At 66.2% G+C, this 15,944-nt stretch carries 12 protein-coding genes; 1 reads left to right on the forward strand and 11 read right to left on the reverse strand.

All coding sequences use genetic code 11. From position 1 onward, the window contains the following. Position 1: 1 nt before the first annotated feature. The 6 genes from HW932_RS14270 to folP form a co-directional block, all read right to left on the reverse strand. Complete coding sequence (locus HW932_RS14270; protein ID WP_176977154.1) at positions 2-1,318, reverse strand: homoserine dehydrogenase; 1,317 nt, start codon at positions 1,316-1,318, stop codon at positions 2-4. Positions 1,319-1,466: 148 nt separating this feature from the next. Continuing rightward, positions 1,467-1,655, reverse strand: a complete 189-nt coding sequence (locus tag HW932_RS14275) for a type II toxin-antitoxin system HicA family toxin (protein WP_176977155.1) — start codon at positions 1,653-1,655, stop codon at positions 1,467-1,469. Next, on the reverse strand, positions 1,652-1,882 hold the full coding sequence (locus HW932_RS14280; protein WP_246296841.1) for a type II toxin-antitoxin system HicB family antitoxin: 231 nt from the start codon (positions 1,880-1,882) through the stop codon (positions 1,652-1,654). Before HW932_RS14280 ends, HW932_RS14275 begins: the two co-directional genes overlap by 4 nt. Before the next feature lie 12 nt (positions 1,883-1,894). Further along, positions 1,895-3,097: an alanine transaminase gene (alaC, locus tag HW932_RS14285; RefSeq protein ID WP_176977156.1), complete on the reverse strand. Its 1,203-nt coding sequence runs from the start codon at positions 3,095-3,097 to the stop codon at positions 1,895-1,897. A gap of 71 nt (positions 3,098-3,168) precedes the next feature. Continuing rightward, positions 3,169-5,694, reverse strand: a complete 2,526-nt coding sequence (locus HW932_RS14290) for a penicillin-binding protein 1A (protein ID WP_484476990.1) — start codon at positions 5,692-5,694, stop codon at positions 3,169-3,171. Positions 5,695-5,697: 3 nt separating this feature from the next. After that, a complete protein-coding gene (gene folP, locus HW932_RS14295; protein ID WP_246296842.1) occupies positions 5,698-6,504 on the reverse strand; it encodes a dihydropteroate synthase in 807 nt (268 codons plus the stop codon). Between the two features lie 208 nt (positions 6,505-6,712). On the opposite strand from folP, the gene HW932_RS14300 reads away from it, so the two are divergent. Continuing rightward, positions 6,713-7,105 (forward strand): PilZ domain-containing protein, encoded by a 393-nt coding sequence (locus HW932_RS14300; RefSeq protein ID WP_176977159.1) that lies wholly within the window; start codon positions 6,713-6,715, stop codon positions 7,103-7,105. Here HW932_RS14300 and HW932_RS14305 read toward each other — a convergent pair. From HW932_RS14305 to HW932_RS14325, 5 genes are all read right to left on the reverse strand, one after another. Continuing rightward, positions 7,054-8,553, reverse strand: a complete 1,500-nt coding sequence (locus HW932_RS14305) for a glycogen synthase (protein WP_176977160.1) — start codon at positions 8,551-8,553, stop codon at positions 7,054-7,056. The two genes, HW932_RS14300 and HW932_RS14305, sit on opposite strands and share 52 nt — an antisense overlap. A gap of 30 nt (positions 8,554-8,583) precedes the next feature. Further along, entirely contained in the window at positions 8,584-9,501 is a 918-nt protein-coding gene (locus HW932_RS14310; RefSeq protein WP_176977161.1) for a hypothetical protein, read from the reverse strand. A 14-nt stretch (positions 9,502-9,515) separates the two neighbouring features. Then, positions 9,516-10,718, reverse strand: a complete 1,203-nt coding sequence (locus HW932_RS14315; RefSeq protein WP_176977162.1) for a polysaccharide deacetylase family protein — start codon at positions 10,716-10,718, stop codon at positions 9,516-9,518. A gap of 31 nt (positions 10,719-10,749) precedes the next feature. Further along, the gene (gene glgX, locus HW932_RS14320; protein WP_176977163.1) at positions 10,750-12,873 is read right to left on the reverse strand and encodes a glycogen debranching protein GlgX; all 2,124 of its coding nucleotides are present in this window, start codon (positions 12,871-12,873) and stop codon (positions 10,750-10,752) included. A gap of 362 nt (positions 12,874-13,235) precedes the next feature. After that, positions 13,236-15,914: a bifunctional acetate--CoA ligase family protein/GNAT family N-acetyltransferase gene (locus HW932_RS14325; protein ID WP_176977164.1), complete on the reverse strand. Its 2,679-nt coding sequence runs from the start codon at positions 15,912-15,914 to the stop codon at positions 13,236-13,238. Positions 15,915-15,944 lie beyond the last annotated feature (30 nt).

Below are 15,944 nucleotides of genomic sequence, written 5' to 3' on the forward strand. Positions count from 1 at the left end.
TTCACCCTGAAAGCGATTCCATGCGAATACGCACCACCGCCCCCTGAACCGAGTCCAGCGCCTCGATACGCGCAATGGCCGTGTTCATCTGGCCCTCGATCACGCGATGAGTGAGCATGACCAGCGTCACCTGGGTCTCACCCTTGTTCGGCGCCTTCTGCTTGATCGCCTCGATACTGATGCCCTCCTCACCCAGGATACTGGCGATACGCGCCATGACGCCTGGACGGTCGAGCGCCGTGAGCCGCAGATAATACGACGTCTGGACCGCGTCCATCGACAGCACCGGAGTGTCGGCCAGCTCATCGGGCTGGAAGGCCAGATGCGGCACCCGGTTGTTGGGATCGGTGGTCAGGGCGCGCGTCACGTCGACCAGATCCGCGACCACGGCCGAGGCGGTCGGCAGCGCGCCGGCTCCAGCCCCGTAGTAGAGCGTCGGACCGACCGCATCGCCCTTGACCAGCACCCCGTTCATGACCCCATCGACATTGGCCAGCAGCCGCCGCTCGGGGATCAGGGTCGGATGCACGCGCAGCTCGATCCCGCCGGGCGAGCGGCGCGCGATGCCCAGATGCTTGATGCGATAGCCGAGTTCAGCGGCATTGGCCACGTCCTGGGCGTCGATGCGTGAGATGCCCTCGGTGAAGCAGCGCTCGAATTGCAGCGGGATACCAAAAGCAAGCGAGCCGAGGATGGTGAGCTTGTGCGCCGCGTCGATGCCCTCGACGTCGAAAGTCGGATCGGCCTCGGCATAGCCGAGCGCCTGAGCCTCGGCCAGCACGTCTGCAAACGCCCGCCCCTTGTCGCGCATCTCGCTGAGGATGAAGTTGCCGGTACCGTTGATGATGCCGGCGATCCATTCGATGTGGTTGGCGGCCAAGCCTTCGCGCAGGGCCTTGATGATGGGGATGCCGCCCGCGACCGCCGCCTCGAAGCCGACCATGACGCCCTTCTCGCGCGCGGCGGCGAAGATCTCATTGCCGTGCTTGGCGATCAGGGCCTTGTTGGCGGTGACGACGTGCTTGCCGTTGTCGATGGCGCGCATCACCAGTTCCAGCGCCGGCGAGTAGCCGCCGATCAGCTCGACGACGATCTGGATGTCCGGATCCTCGACCAGATCGAAGGCGTCGTCGCCGATGTGACCGATCTGGTCCAGGCCCTCGATCAGCTCGGGGCGATACTCGCGCGCGGCCGCGCGGGCGATCTCGATGCCGCGACCGGCGCGGCGGGCGATCTCGCGCGCATTGCGCGTCAGCACCGTCACCGTGCCGCCGCCGACGGTTCCCAAGCCCAGTAGACCGATCTTCACCGGATCCATGCAATCACCTGATTCTGTTTCTTCGATATGTCGTTGAAAGTCGTTTCGCGGAAGTGGCGTTGCGAGTTGACTGTAACCAACAGCGCGCCACTACACGTCATGCCCAGCGAACGACAGTGCGGATTCGGCTTGAGACGCCTGTTGGATGCTATTTGATGGGTTCGACACCAAGATCCTTGCAGATTTTCACGGCAAGAATGTCGCTGATTTCCTTGTGTCTTGGGATGGAAGACCGCTTGTTTTGAGCGGGATTCCACCACCAAGAGTGATTTCCGCCTTCGCGGAGCAGGTCGCAGCCGTGTGAGCGCAAATATTTCAGCAATGCGCCCCGCTTCATACCGCTATCGCTTCTTCCACATAATTCGAGCCGGCTGCCGCAATGGCATCGTCCCGGTTGAATTGCAGGGCTTCCCGCAGGGTGACACGTAGCGAATTCAGTAATTCTTCACGTGTTTTTTCCTGGCAGTTGACGCCGGCGACCTCTTCGATCCAGCCAAGCCACCAGTCACCTTCTTGTTTTACGACAGCAGTGTAAACGGGGTTCATTGCAACCTCTTCAGGCAATGGGTCTCCGGATCAGGCGCCTGCACGCGCGTCGCGCCGGAACATCTCCTTGATGCCGCGAATGGCCTGGCGCGTGCGGTGCTCGTTCTCGATCAGACCGAAGCGCACATGGGTGTCGCCGTATTCGCCGAAGCCGATGCCGGGCGCAACGGCAACCTTGGCATCACGCAAGAGCTTCTTGGAGAACTCCAGCGACCCCATGGCCCGATAGGGCTCGGGGATCGGCGCCCAGACGAACATGGTCGCCCTCGGCGGCTCGACCGGCCAGCCGGCGGCGTTCAGACCCGAGCACAGTACGTCGCGCCGGCTCTGATACATGTCGCTGATCTCGCGCACGCACTCCTGCGGACCCTCCAGCGCGGCGATGGCCGCGACCTGGATCGGCGTGAAGGTGCCATAGTCGAGATAGGACTTGATACGCGCCAGCGCCGAGACCAGGGTCTTGTTGCCGCACATGAAGCCGACGCGCCAGCCGGGCATGTTGTAGCTCTTCGACAGGGTGAAGAACTCGACCGCGATGTCCTTGGCCCCAGGGATCTGGAGGATCGAGGGCGGCTTGTAGCCGTCGAAGGCGATGTCGACATAGGCCAGGTCATGGATGACCCAGATGCCGTGCTCGCTCGCGATGTCGATGACCTTCTGGAAGAAGTCCAGCTCGACGCACTGCGTGGTCGGATTGCCGGGGAAATTGAGCACCAGCATCTTGGGCTTGGGCCAGGACTCCTGGATCGCCTTCTGCAGCTCCTCGAAGAAGTCCACGTCCGGCGTCAGACGCACATGACGCACATCGGCCCCGGCGATGATGAAGCCGTAGGGGTGGATCGGATAGGCCGGATTGGGCACCAGCACGGTATCACCGGCACTCATGGTGGCGAGTGCCAGATGCGCCAGACCCTCCTTGGAGCCGATGGTCAGGATCGCCTCGCTCTCGGGATCGAGATGCACGTCGAAGCGATCGCGATACCAGTTGCAGACGGCGCGGCGCAGACGCGGAATGCCGCGCGACATCGAATAGCGATGGGTGTCCGGACGCTGGGCCGACTCGACGAGCTTGTCGACGATGTGCTTGGGCGTGCCCTGGTCCGGGTTGCCCATGCCGAAGTCGATGATGTCCTCGCCCCGGGCTCGCGCCTCGGCCTTCAACTCATTGACGATGTTGAAGACATAGGGCGGCAACCGCTTGATGCGGTGAAAGTCTGACTCGGGGGCGACCACGGCGAAACCTCATGGGGTAATGGTGGATGAAAGCGGTCAAGTCTACCGCCGCGATCGGGAGAAATCATCACTCAGAAGAGATCGTCCATGACACGCGGCGCCGAGCGCTGACCCGAACCACTGCCACGGCGCGCGCCATCACCGGCCGGACTCGCGACCCGGACCGGCTCGGGACCGAGCAGAGCGTCGCGATACTCCTCCTGCACCAGCTCCACGACACCGCTCTTGGCCTTGGTCTCGACCCCCCGGGCCGGATCGACCCGCACCTCGACCAGCCCGGGCGGCGGCTCCAGCGTGGCGACGGGGCGATCCTTGAGTGCCTGCTCCATGAAGTCGGCCCACAGGCCGAGCGCCGCCTTGCCGCCCTCCTCGCCCCGGCCGAGCTTGCCGAAGTCGTCGAAGCCCATCCAGGCGATGGTGACGAACTCGGCCTGATAGCCGGCGAACCAGGAGTCGCGGATGTCGTTGGTGGTGCCTGTCTTGCCGACGATGTCGGGCCGGTCGAGCTTCTTGGCACGGGCGCCGGTGCCGCGCTCGATGACCTCGCGCAGGAGCGAGGTCATCTGATAGGCGGTGCGCGGATCGATCACGCGCTCGGCCAGCCCCTGCCCCTGGGCGGCCAGTCCACGGGTGGCGGCGGACGTGTCGCCGGTCTTGTACCAGCAATCCGGACAGGCGCGCGCCGGACGCGCCTCGAAGACGATCTGGCCATCCCCATCCTCGATGCGCTGGATGAAATAGGGCGTGACGTGATAGCCGCCGTTGGCGAAGACCGCATAGCCCTCGGCGAGCTTGACCGGCGAGAGTTCGCCGGTGCCGAGCACCATGGACAGTCCGAGCGGCAGGGCCTGGGTGTCGAAGCCGAAACGGCGGATGTAGTTCTGGGCCTCTTCCAGCCCGACGCTCTGCAGCAGATTGATGCTGGCCAGATTGCGCGACAGCGCCAGCGAGCGGCGCAGACTGATGGGGCCGAGTTCCTTGTGGTCGGCGTTCTTGGGATTCCAACGCTGATTGCCCTTGAGCTTGACGGCCTGATCGCGCACCAGGCTGACCGGCGTCCAGCCGCGTTCGAGCGCGGCGGCATAGACGAAGGGCTTGAAGCTGGAGCCGGGCTGGCGACGCATGTCGACGGCGCGGTTGAACTTGGAGTCGCTGAAGGCGTACCCCCCGACCAGCGCCCGGACGGCGCCGTCATGCGGATCGAGGCTGACCAGCGCCCCTGAGACGGCGGGGATCGGCGTCAACACCCAATCGCCCTTGGATGAGCGTCTGAGGCGCACCAGATCACCGACGGCGACCGCATTCGGACCGCGCCGCCGCTCACCGCGCCAGCGCGCCAGATTGCGCTGGGTGCGCGCCCAACTGAGCGCCTTGCGCGGCAGCTCGACCCGCTCGCCGCGTCCGACGTAGATCTCGGCTCCGGACGACGAGACGCGGGTCACGAGTCCGGGCGCCAGTTCGGGGACGCGCGTGACCTCGTCCAGATAGGCGTCGAGTTCGGCCTCGCTCAGTCCGGCGATGTCCAGGGTCGCCTCCGGGCCGCGATAACCGTGACGGCGATCGTACTGACGCAGCGCGGTGCGCACTGCGTCCTGCGCGGCCAGCTGCAAGCGCGGTTCGAGCGTGGTCGTGACGCGATAGCCGCGATTGATGGCGTCCTCGCCGTAGAAGCGCACGATCTCGGCGCGGGCCATCTCGGCGACATAGCCGGCCTCCAGATCCGGGCCTGGACGGTGGGCCTGGGCCGTGTCGGGCGTGGCGACGGCGGCGGCGTGCTGGTCGGCGTCGATGTAGCCGAGTTCGAGCATGCGTCCGAGGATGTAGTCGCGCCGTTCCAGGGCGCGCTCGGGATTCGTGATGGGGTTGTTGGTCGAGGGCGCCTTGGGGACGCCGGCGAGCATGGCCGCCTCGGCGATCGTGAGCTGGTCGAGCGGCTTATCGTAGTAGAAGGCCGCCGCTGCCGAGATGCCATAGGCGCGATGCCCGAAGAAGATCTGGTTCAGATAGAGTTCCAGGATCTCCTCCTTGGTCAGGGTCTGCTCGACGTGCAGGGTCAGCAGCACCTCGGCGAGCTTGCGCTGGAAGGTCTTCTCGGGTGAGAGGAAGACGTTGCGCGTGAGCTGCATGCTGATGGTACTGCCGCCCTGCGCCTTCTCGCCGGTACTCAGATAGCTCAGGAGTGCGCGCCCGAGCCCCTGGGTGTCGATGCCGCGATGCTCGAAGAAGCGGCTGTCCTCGGTGGCGAGGAAGGACTCGATGACCAGAGGCGGGATCTGGCGGATCGACACCGGACGCCGGCGCTCGATGCCGAACTCGCCGATCAGACGTCCATCGGCGCTATAGACGCGCAGCGGTTCCTGGAGCTGGACGTCGCGCAGGGTCTGGACGTCGGGCAGTTCGGGCAGGGTGACGGCAACGAAGACGCCCGCGCCCACCAGCCCCAGCGTCAGCACCTGCAAGGGAGCGCCGAGTCCCGAGCTGACGAGTTGGAAGAACCAGTGGCTCGCCGAACGCGAGCCGGCGCGCCTCGCTGTCCCCACCCCTCGCTTCGCGGTGTCCAAGTCGCTCGATCGAGCCGTGTCTTTGGTCTTGTTCAAGGTTCAATCACCTGTCGAGCGGCATGAGATGGCCCAGGCGACGTCGGCGGCCTGCCGGTTGGCGGCCACATCGTGCACGCGAAAGAGTTCCACACCCTGCATCACACCCAGGGCCGTGGTGGCACAGGTGGCCGCCACGCGCTCATCGGCGGCCACATCGCCACAGAGCGCGCCGAGAAAGCGCTTGCGGCTCGTCCCGAGCAGGACCGGGAAGCCCAGTTCGACCAGGCGACCCAGTCCGGCCAGCAGTGTCAGGTTGTGCTCCTGATCCTTACCGAAGCCGATGCCGATGCCCGGATCGAGCAGGATGTCGCACTCGCGCACACCGGCGGCCAGGGCGGCCTCGGCGCGCGCGGCCAGATGATCGCGGACCTCGGCGACCACGTCCAGGTACTCAGGGGCGCGCTGCATGGTCTGCGGCGTACCGCGACGGTGCATGAGCACGATGGGCGCCTGGAGTTCGGCGGCCAGGGGCAGCATGTCGGGATCGTCGAGTCCGGCCGAGGTGTCGTTGATCCAGTCGGCGCCGGCGGCGAGCGCGGCGCGCGCGACACGCGCCCAGGTGGTGTCGATGCTCAGCGGGATTCCAGCGGGGATGCGGTCGCGCAACTGCCGGACCACATCCAGGATGCGCCGTTCCTGCTCCTCGGGCGGAACCGGAGCCGAGCCGGGGCGGGTCGACTCACCGCCGATGTCGAGGATGTCGGCGCCCTCCTCCAGCATCCTCAGCGCCCGCGCGACGGCGGCCTCGCGCTCCAGGTAACGGCCGCCGTCGGAAAAGCTGTCCGGTGTGATATTGAGGATGCCCATGAGGCGCGGTGGACGTGACGAAGGTGATGGATGAGCGATGGACATGGTGTCTGGAGTTGTGCAGGCTGGAGGTCGAGTGATCCTTGATCGGCCCAATGGTTCTATACTGAAGTATAGGGATTGAACCGGATGGCGATTCGATCGCGCCCGCGAGGGCAAGGGTTCGATGATAAAGCTTCCTTGGATTCAGGTAATGAGGGTCGAGACCATGATCCCAGACAAGACTGTCGACGAGCGACGTAGTTTCCGACGGGTACCCTGGACGGGACAGGCGCGCATCTTTCCGCTCAGTCTGGAGGCCTTCGGCACGCTTCCAGGCATCCAGGAAGTGACCTCGCAGGATATCAGCGAGGGCGGCATCCAGGTACGCAGCGCGCAGATGGTGCCGATCCACTCCCGACTGCTGGTGGAACTGGAGTCGAACGAGACCTCCGCGTGGATCCAGGCCGTCGGTTCTGTGGCCTGGATCTCGCCGGCGATGCGCGACGAACCCTGGTGTCTGGGCATCGAATTCTCGGACGTCGGTGATCTGGCGCGGGCCGGTATCCGTCACATCCTGGACGAGGTCGAGGCGCCGACGCCGGAAGCCTCCCGCGCGTAGGCATAGAGTGCGAGATACTCCCGCGCCGGCCGGCGCCAGGAATAGTCACCCCGCATGCCGTTGAGACGCAACCGGCTGAAGTATTCAGGGAAATCGCGCCAGAGTCCGAGCGCGCGGTCCATGGCCGTCTCGAGCGATTCCGTGGTCGGCTCGTCGAAAAGGTAGCCGTTGCGCGACTCGAAGGGCGCGGTCGAGTGGTTGGCGTCCCGGATGGTATCGGCCAGTCCACCGACCCGTCGCGCGATCGGAACCGTACCATAGCGCATGGCGATCAGTTGCGTCAGCCCGCATGGCTCGTAGAGACTGGGGATGAGGATCATGTCGGCCCCGGCATAGATCAGATGGGCCAGCGACTCGTCATAGCCGAGTTCGAGATGGGCGTGCGGGTGGGTCTCCAGTGTCGATGCGAGGCGCGCGAAGCGCTCGGCGATGGCCGGCTCGATCGCGCTGCCCAGGAGCGCGATCTGGGCGCCGGCGTTCAGCCCATACCGGATGCCGTGCGCGATGAGTTCGACGCCCTTCTGCCGATCCAGACGGCTGACGATGGCGATGATCGGCCGGTCGGCGGCCTCCTCCAACCCGAGACGCGCGCGCAAGGCCTGACGGTCGAGCGCCTTGCGCTCCAGGCACTCGGGGCCGAAGTTCGCCGGGATGAGCGGATCGGTCAGCGGGTTCCAGACCGCCTCGTCGATGCCGTTGAGGATGCCGCCGAACTTGTAGTCATAGCGCTGGAACCAGGATTGCAGTCCCATCCCCTGTTCAGTGTTCCGGATCTCCCAGGCATGGCGCGGCGAGACGGTGTTGACGGCATCCGCCGCCGCGATGCCGCCCTTCATGAGATTGGCGCGGCGCGGATCGCCGGGGTCGGCCAGCCGATCGGGCGTGAGCAGACGCGCCGCATCCAGACCGACCCGCGCCAGCAGATCGGCCTCGACCCAGCCCTGATAGCCGACGTTGTGCAGGCTGTAGCAGACCGGAATCCGCCCGAGCGCCTCACGGCGCTCGGCGAGCAGCACAGGCGCCAGCCCCGTCTGCCAGTCGTTGCAATGCAGCACGTCCGGCCGCGACTCAGGGCGAGAGACATACTCGACCAGGGCGCGCGAGAAGAAGGCGAACCGCTCGGCGTCGTCCGGCTCGCCATAGATTCGCCCGCGCTCGAAGAAGCCATGCGTCGAGTTGGGCGCGATCAGCCGGCATTCATAGCCATCCAGGCTCAGACCGAGCACCCGGCAGACGATGGATTCGCCCCCGAAGGGAACCTGTAACTCGATGCCGAGCGGACGCGGTCGCTCCAGGGCATCGAACCTCAGGACGTCGTAGGCCGGCAGGATGACCTCGACGCGCTCGCCGACACGCGCCAACTCGCGCGCCAGCCCCTGGACGAAGTCACCGAGACCGCCGGCCTTGGCGATGGGCGCGCACTCGGCGCTGACCATGGCGATATGCATTGTTTCGAAGATTGGGAATCGGAATGGCGGTTATCGAGGATCATCCGACTCGGGCGGCGGATGCCGCGCCAGGGCGCGCCGGATGAGTTCGGGGTCGTCGACCCTTACACTGAGCTGAAAGCGTCCGCCCGGCCCCACGCGATAGCGATGACCGAAGAGATCGATCTCGGTGTCGGGCGTGCTCCAGCCATGGAGGCGGAGTTCGGCCTCGATGACGAGCCCTGCGGTCGCGGGCGCGGGATCGGCATAGGTCAGACTCGGGATGGCGTGCATGAGGGCGGCGACCGCCGGAACCGACGGGCCTGTCGCGACAGGCACTCCAGCGACGGGCGTGAAGATCGAGTCAACCGCGACCTGGGGTGCGCCACCGACCGAGGTCGAACCCTCCGGCGGCGACTTGAACGCGCCGGGTATGGTTTCCCCCCCCTCTCCCCAACCCTCTTCCTCAAGGCGCGAGGGAGCACGCTCGGGCTCAGGCTCAGGTGAAGCGACGTGGTTCCAGTCCATGCCGGGCGGCGCAGGCCGCAGCGACTCCAGTCCCAGCCCCCGCGCCTGCTGGAGCCGATTGGAACGCGCCAGCAACAGCCAGCCGCCCTCGGGATTCATCAGGCCCAGCTCGGCCTCGAACAGGCCGGAGCCGTCGCCGACCTGGAAGGCGACCTCACCGCTCCCGCTCAAGCCGGACAGATGCAGAGGTTGCTCGCGGACCGGCTTGGAGCCGCCGCCGATGTTCACACGTCCGAGCCTCAGCACGGCCTGCGGCGCGCCGTCGGCGCGCGGAAAAGACGCGCCATGCCCCACGACCTCATCGGCACGCAACCGCCAGCGCACCCGGACCTCGCCTTCCGCGCCCGGATAGAGCGTCAGCGGCTCGACCGGGCCGGCGAGCGGAAAGACGGGGACGAGCGGCGCGGCGGGCGGCACCAGATCGGGCGTGACACTGGGCATCGGATCGCGGTCGCTCACACCCCGGACAGGCCGGGATGGGTACGCAGGACAGCCTCGACCGCGTCGAGCGCGGCGGCGGCCGGTCGGGTGCGCGCCTGGAGATGCGGAATCCAGGCATCGCCCCAGCACAGGAAACAGCTCGTCTCGGCCTCGAGGATCTGGCGGCGCGCGCGCACCAGGGTCTCGCCCGCGACCTGATAGACGTCCGGCCACGACTGACAGAGCGACCAGTAGCGCTCGCTCAACCGGCGCACCTCGTCGACGGCCTGGCGCTGACATTCGGATCCGATCCAGGGCGAGAAATCATCCCGGCAGGACTCACCGACGTTCCAGGAGCCGGTTTGCACCTGGGCGCGCGCGGTCGGACGCTGTCGAGCGAGATAGTCGCCGAGCAGCACGGGCGTGATCGGATAGTCGCCGTCGCGACACTGCTCCATATAGGGCGCGAAGAAGTGACCGAAGAAGCCGGACGGCTCGTGCGTCTGTCTGAACCAGCCGCCGTTCTCGCCGTCGGACCAGGTGGTGACGAGCCGCGCCTCGTCCGGACGCGGGGAGACCGTGGAGCGCCAGGACAACTCGTCGCGCAGCCAGCGTGGATTCAGACCATGCCCCTGGGCATTGGAGACGTCACGGTCGCGCGGCACGATGGTGATGCAGGCCCCATCGTGGCAGGCGACATAGGGCCTGAAGATGTCGTTGACGCCGTCGACGGGAAGCACATGCACGCCATCGACGATGACGTACTCATAGCCGGCCTGGACCAGTGCCGGGATCATCTCCATCGAGAAAGCCAGCTCGGGCGGCCAGAAGCCGCGCGGACTGCGCCCGAAGACGCGCTCGATGACGGCGCGCCCGCGTTCGAGCTGCTCGGGCCAGTCGGCACGCGGGATCAGCGGGAAGATCGGGTGATAGTAGCCCAGGCCGAGCAGCTCGATGTTGTCGGCCGCGCGGTAGCGCTCGAGCATTTCGGGGATGTCGACGATGTGACGGTAGAGATCGACGATGGCCGGGTCGAGCAACTGCTCCAGCAGCACACCCGAAAAGCTCACATGCAGCCGCGCCACGTCTGCGTACTGTTCGGCATGGCGCACGGCGCGCTCGTAGCAGCGCAGGATCTGCTCGGCCTCCCAGGGGTTGACCTCGAACAGCAGGCGCAGATTACCGGGCGGCTGATGCATGTGCAGCCCGAGTGCGTGAAAGAGCTGTGCCCTTGCCATGGATTCTCCCGTCGCCTGAGCGGCTGTCCCCCTAGGTTGGCTGGATGGCGGAAGGATCCGATGCCGACCGCCCTTCGAGTACCAGGATACTCCTGGAGCGCACCAGTTGACGCCCGTCCTCGACCGGGCACTGATCCTCGGGCGGCACCACGTCGGTCGGCGAGGCGCGCGCAGTGTCCAGGGCCAGATGCCAGCGCGCCGGCGCGATCTCGGGCAGGGCGAAGCGCAGAGCGCGATCGCTCATGTTGATCATGACGTGCAGCAACGCCTCATCGGGACAGACCGGGGCGAGCGTGAAGGCCAGGATCCGGCTCTCCGGATCGTCCCAGGGTGGGGCCTCCAGTTCCAGACCGTGCCAGACCACGTCCGGGATCTCACCGCCCGGCAGCGGTCGCCCGGCGAGGAAGTGACGATGACGCAGACTGGGATGACGCTTGCGCAGTGCGATCAGTCCGCGCACGAAGCGCAGCATGGCCGCGTTGCGCTCCATCAACGACCAGTCGAGCCAGCCGGTCTCGTTGTCCTGACACCAGGCATTGTTGTTGCCCTGTTGTGAGCGCAGCACCTCGTCGCCGGCCAGCAGCATCGGGATGCCCTGGCTCAGGAACAGCAGGGTCAGCAGGTTCCTGGCCTGACGGCGGCGCAGGGTCAGCACCTCGAGGTTCGGGGTCTCGCCCTCGGTGCCGCAGTTCCAGCTCAGATTGTCGTCGGTGCCGTCGCGGTTGCCTTCGTGATTGGCCAGATTGTGCTTGCGGTTGTAGGAGACCAGATCCCAGAGCGTGAAGCCGTCGTGACAGGTGACGAAGTTGATGCTGTTGATCGGCTTGCGCAGATTGGCCTCGTACAGATCGCTGCTGCCCGAGATCCGGGTGGCGATCTCGGGCACCAGGCCCGGATCGCCGCGCACGAAGCGCCGGATGCTGTCGCGATAGCGTCCGTTCCATTCCATCCAGCGATAGCCGGGGAAGGTGCCGACCTGATAGAGCCCGGCGGCATCCCAGGCCTCGGCGATGATCTTGGTCGCCGCCAGGGTGTCGGACAGCTCGATGCCCCAGATCACCGGCGGGTTGGCCAGTGGACGTCCATCGGAATCGCGCGCCATGGCGCTGGCCAGGTCGAACCGGAAACCGTCGACGTGCATCTCGCGCACCCAGTATTCGAGCGCGTCGATGATGAAGTTGGTCACCAGCGGATGATTGGCGTTGACCGTGTTGCCGCAGCCGGTGAAGTCGAGATAGATCCCCTTGTCGATGGCGTCGAGACAGTAGAAGGTCTCGTTGCCGAAGCCCTTGAAGGTGAGCGTGGGACCGCCCGCCCCGCCCTCGCTGGTGTGGTTGAAGACCACGTCGAGGATGACGCCGATGCCGGCGCGATGCAGCGCCTTGACCATGTCGCGGAACTCGCGCCTGTGCGTGCCCTGTTCGGGCGTGACGCAGAAACCCGGATGCGGTGAGAAGAAGCCGAAACTGCTGTAGCCCCAGAAGTTGCGCAGACCGGCCTTCCAGACCGGCTCGGGCACGTCCTGTTCGTCGAAGGCCATCACCGGCATCAGCTCGACATGGGTGATGCCGAGTTCCTTGAGATAGGGGATCTTCTCGATCAGGCCGAGAAAGGTGCCCGGATGGCGGACGCCCGAGCTGGGATGGCGGGTGAAGCCGCCGACATGCAGCTCGTAGATGATCATCTGCTCGCTCGACAGCCGGATGGGTTCGTCGCCCTCCCAGTCGTATTCCTCGGCGAGCACGATGGCGCGCGGCGAGTCGTGCGGCTGGACACCCTTGCGCTGGCGCTGCCAGCGATCCCAGCCGGCGACATTGACCGCGCGCGCCCAGGGATCGACCAGCTCGATGCTCGGATCGAAGCGCCAGCCGTGGCCATGCGGGTCGTTCGGACCTTCCAGGCGCCAGGTGTAATGGGTGCCCGGCGGCAGATCCTCGACCATCAGGTGCCAGGAGAAGAAGGTGTGATTGGTGCGCGGATCGAGCCGGATGGTCTGGAAGGGCTCGGGACTGGTCGCCGACTCGTAGAGCAGCAACTCGGCTCCAGTGGCGTGCCGACTGTAGACGGAGAAGTTGACGCCCGCATCCTCGACGGTCGCGCCGGGCGGATAGCGTCGTCCCGGCAGTACAGGATAGGGAGCGTTTGAGGCTGGCATAAGGGCGGAGCGGTCTCGAACAGTCGCTGTAACGAGCGCCATCATAACATGCTCGTATCCGTCGCTTATGTGGGATGACCTGCACGCAACAACCGTTCTCAGCCAGTGGGCGCCGAGGTTGGTGCGAAGTCGCGTTCAAGCGGAGGGCTTCACGCTCCACATTCGCCCGCTTGGCGAAGAAGCTGAGGCGATCGTACGCTGCCCGAGCTTCAAGGCCCGGCGCTGGGTCGTAGATCGCACACAAAACCGCTTCCGTCGCCGGCCGGTGCGCTGGGGGAAACACGATGATACCTATCCGGCCATGGTGCATCTGGCGTTCGACATCATCACCCAGCGGACCACCGGCCTTGTGGGACAGGCCCTTACAGCACCTTGGTCACGAGCTTGACGGCCAGATCCTGCGGATCGCTCTCGATGCGGAAGCCGAGCGACTTCATCAACGCCAGCATGCGCGAATTGGCCGTCAGCACCTCGCCGTCCATGAGGCGGAACCCGCGTAGGCGCGCGTTCTGCATCAGCGAGCGCATCAGGCGCGCACCGATGCCCAGGTTGCGATGGTTGTCCGAAACGACGATGGCGAACTCGCAGCTCTCACCGCCCGGACGACTCATGTAACGCGCCACCCCGACCTCGATCTCCACGCCGTTCTCTTCCAGCACGCCGATCAGGGCCATCTCGCGGTCGTAGTCGATCTGGGTGAAGCGCACCAGCATCTCGGGCGTGAGTTCCTTGATCGCCTGCATGAAGCGGAAATACTTGGTCTGCTCCGAGAGTCCGCGCACGAACGCCTGCTCCATCTCGGCGTCCTCGGGCCGGATCGGGCGGATGACCAGATCCCGGCCGTCGGGCAGTTGCACGCGCTCGATCAGATGGCTCGGATAGGGATGGATGGCCATGTGACCATAGGTCGGCTGTTGCGGCGGACGGTAGTCGACCTTGATGCGCACATCCACGGCGATCACCTCCTTGTCGTTGCCGATCAGGGGGTTGATGTCCATGCTGATGAGTTCAGGCAATTCGCAGACCATCTCCGAGACGCGCTGGAGGATGCGCGCGAGCGCCACCCGGTTCATCGGCGGCATGTGCTGGAAGGCGCCCATCAGCCGCGCCACCCGCGTGTGATCGATCATGGTCTCGATGATGAAGGCGTTGAGCGGCGGCAACCCCAGCGCCCGGTCGCCCAGCACCTCGACCTTGGTGCCGCCGGCGCCGAACAGGATCACCGGGCCGAAGATCTTGTCGCGGAAGACGCCGATCATCAGCTCGCGCGCCGCGCGCGTGGAGACCATGCGCTCGACCGTGATGCCGTCGAAACGCGCATCCGGGCGCAGCCGCTTGGCGCGCTCCATGATCTCGGTGAAGGTTCGGCGCACCGACTGAGCGTCGTCGATGTTGAGCTTGACGCCATCGACGTCCGACTTGTGCTCCAGATCGGGCGAGTTGATCTTCATCACCACCGGAAAGCCCAGCGCCTGAGCCGCCATCAGCGCCTCGTTCGGGGTGCGGGCCAGGATCGCCTGCATGGTCGGGATGCGGAAAGCCGAGAGGATGGCCTTGGCCTCGATGGTCCCGAGCACCTTGCGCCCCTCGGACATCACGCCCTCGATGATCAGGCGCGCGCCCTCGACATCGGGCGGATCTTCGTAGGAGAGCGGTGCCGGCGACTGCATCAGGAGCTTCTGGTTGCGCTGATGGATGGCCAGGAAGGAGAAGGCTTCGACCGCCGCTTCCGGGCTGTCGAATTGGGGCACGTCCTTCTCGGAGAGCAGCGCCTGGGCCTCCAGCACCCGCTTGCCGCCCATCCAGCAGGCCAACACCGGCTTGCGGCTGCCCTTGGCGGCCTCGATGACCTGCTGGGCGGTGGCCACCGGATCGCCGAACACCAGCGGGGCCAGGATGCAGAGCACGCCATCGACCTCTGGGTCGGCCAGGCAGGCTTCGAGTGCGACCCGATAGCGCTCGGGCGGCGCGTCGCCGATGATGTCGATCGGGTTGCCGTGCGACCAGTAGTCGGGCAGTGCCTGTTCGAGCTTCTGGCGCGTGGACTCGGTGAACTGTGCCAGGGTCAGACCCAGCTCCACCGTGCGGTCGGCCGCCAGTACGCCCGGCCCGCCGCCATTGGTGATGATGGCGATGCGATCCCCCGCCAGCCGGCGCCGGGTGCCGAACACCTGTGCAGCGGCGAAGAGCTGATCCAGATTGGCCACCTGAACCACGCCGGCGCGGTCGGTGACGGCGCGAAACACCTCGGCCGAGCCGACGAAGCCGCCGGTGTGCGACTTGATGGCCCGCGTCCCGGCCGGATGGCGTCCGGCCTTGACGATGACCACCGGCTTGAGCCTTGCCGCCGCGCGCAGACCGCTCATGAAGTGGCGCGCGTGACGGATGCCCTCGACATAGAGCAGGATGCACTGGGTCTGGGTGTCGAGCGCCAGATAGTCGAGGATGTCGCCGAAGTCCACATCCGCCGCCGCCCCGATCGAGACCACCGCCGAGAAACCCACGCCGCGCGACTCCGACCAGTCGATCATGGCGGTACAGATGGCGCCCGACTGCGAGACCAGGGCCACATTGCCCCGGCGCGGCAGATCCTCGCCGACGCTGGCGTTCAGGCCGTGCTGCGGACGCATCACGCCCAGACAGTTCGGCCCCATGACGCGGATGCGGTTGCGCCGCGCCGCCTCGACCATCTTCTCCTGGAGTGCGATGCCGCGCTCACCGTGCTCGCCGAATCCGGCCGAGTGCACCACGGCGGCCTTGACGCCATAGCTGCCGCACTGGTCGAGGATGGCCGGCACGCACTCGCCCGGCGTGGCGATCAGGGCCAGATCGATCTGCTTGTCCAGCGCGTTCAGGTCGCTGTAGCAGGGCTGGCCCGCCACCTCGGTATATTTGGGATTGATGGCGTAACACTGGCCTTTGTAACCGCCGGCGAGCAGGTTGCGAAAGACCAGGCCGCCGATCGAGCCGTCGTTGTCACTGGCGCCGAAGACGGCCACGGCCCCCGGCGTGAAGAGTTGGTCGATATCCGTCAAACGCATGAGATCCGCACTCCGAGCCGAAAAAGGGTT

The organism is Allochromatium humboldtianum (assembly GCF_013385175.1).
In the GTDB taxonomy this organism is placed as follows: Bacteria; Pseudomonadota; Gammaproteobacteria; order Chromatiales; family Chromatiaceae; genus Thermochromatium; species Thermochromatium humboldtianum.

What these genes read in the sequence shown, in the direction of transcription:
- HW932_RS14305 (WP_176977160.1), bottom strand. Translation starts at nt 8,553, where the DNA reads ATGCATATCGCCATGGTCAGCGCCGAGTGCGCGCCCATCGCCAAGGCC.
- HW932_RS14315 (WP_176977162.1), bottom strand. Translation starts at nt 10,718, where the DNA reads ATGGCAAGGGCACAGCTCTTTCACGCACTCGGGCTGCACATGCATCAG.
- HW932_RS14310 (WP_176977161.1), bottom strand. Translation starts at nt 9,501, where the DNA reads ATGCCCAGTGTCACGCCCGATCTGGTGCCGCCCGCCGCGCCGCTCGTC.
- HW932_RS14300 (WP_176977159.1), top strand. Translation starts at nt 6,713, where the DNA reads ATGATCCCAGACAAGACTGTCGACGAGCGACGTAGTTTCCGACGGGTA.
- folP (WP_246296842.1), bottom strand. Translation starts at nt 6,504, where the DNA reads ATGGGCATCCTCAATATCACACCGGACAGCTTTTCCGACGGCGGCCGT.
- glgX (WP_176977163.1), bottom strand. Translation starts at nt 12,873, where the DNA reads ATGCCAGCCTCAAACGCTCCCTATCCTGTACTGCCGGGACGACGCTAT.
- HW932_RS14270 (WP_176977154.1), bottom strand. Translation starts at nt 1,318, where the DNA reads ATGGATCCGGTGAAGATCGGTCTACTGGGCTTGGGAACCGTCGGCGGC.
- HW932_RS14275 (WP_176977155.1), bottom strand. Translation starts at nt 1,655, where the DNA reads ATGAAGCGGGGCGCATTGCTGAAATATTTGCGCTCACACGGCTGCGAC.
- HW932_RS14325 (WP_176977164.1), bottom strand. Translation starts at nt 15,914, where the DNA reads ATGCGTTTGACGGATATCGACCAACTCTTCACGCCGGGGGCCGTGGCC.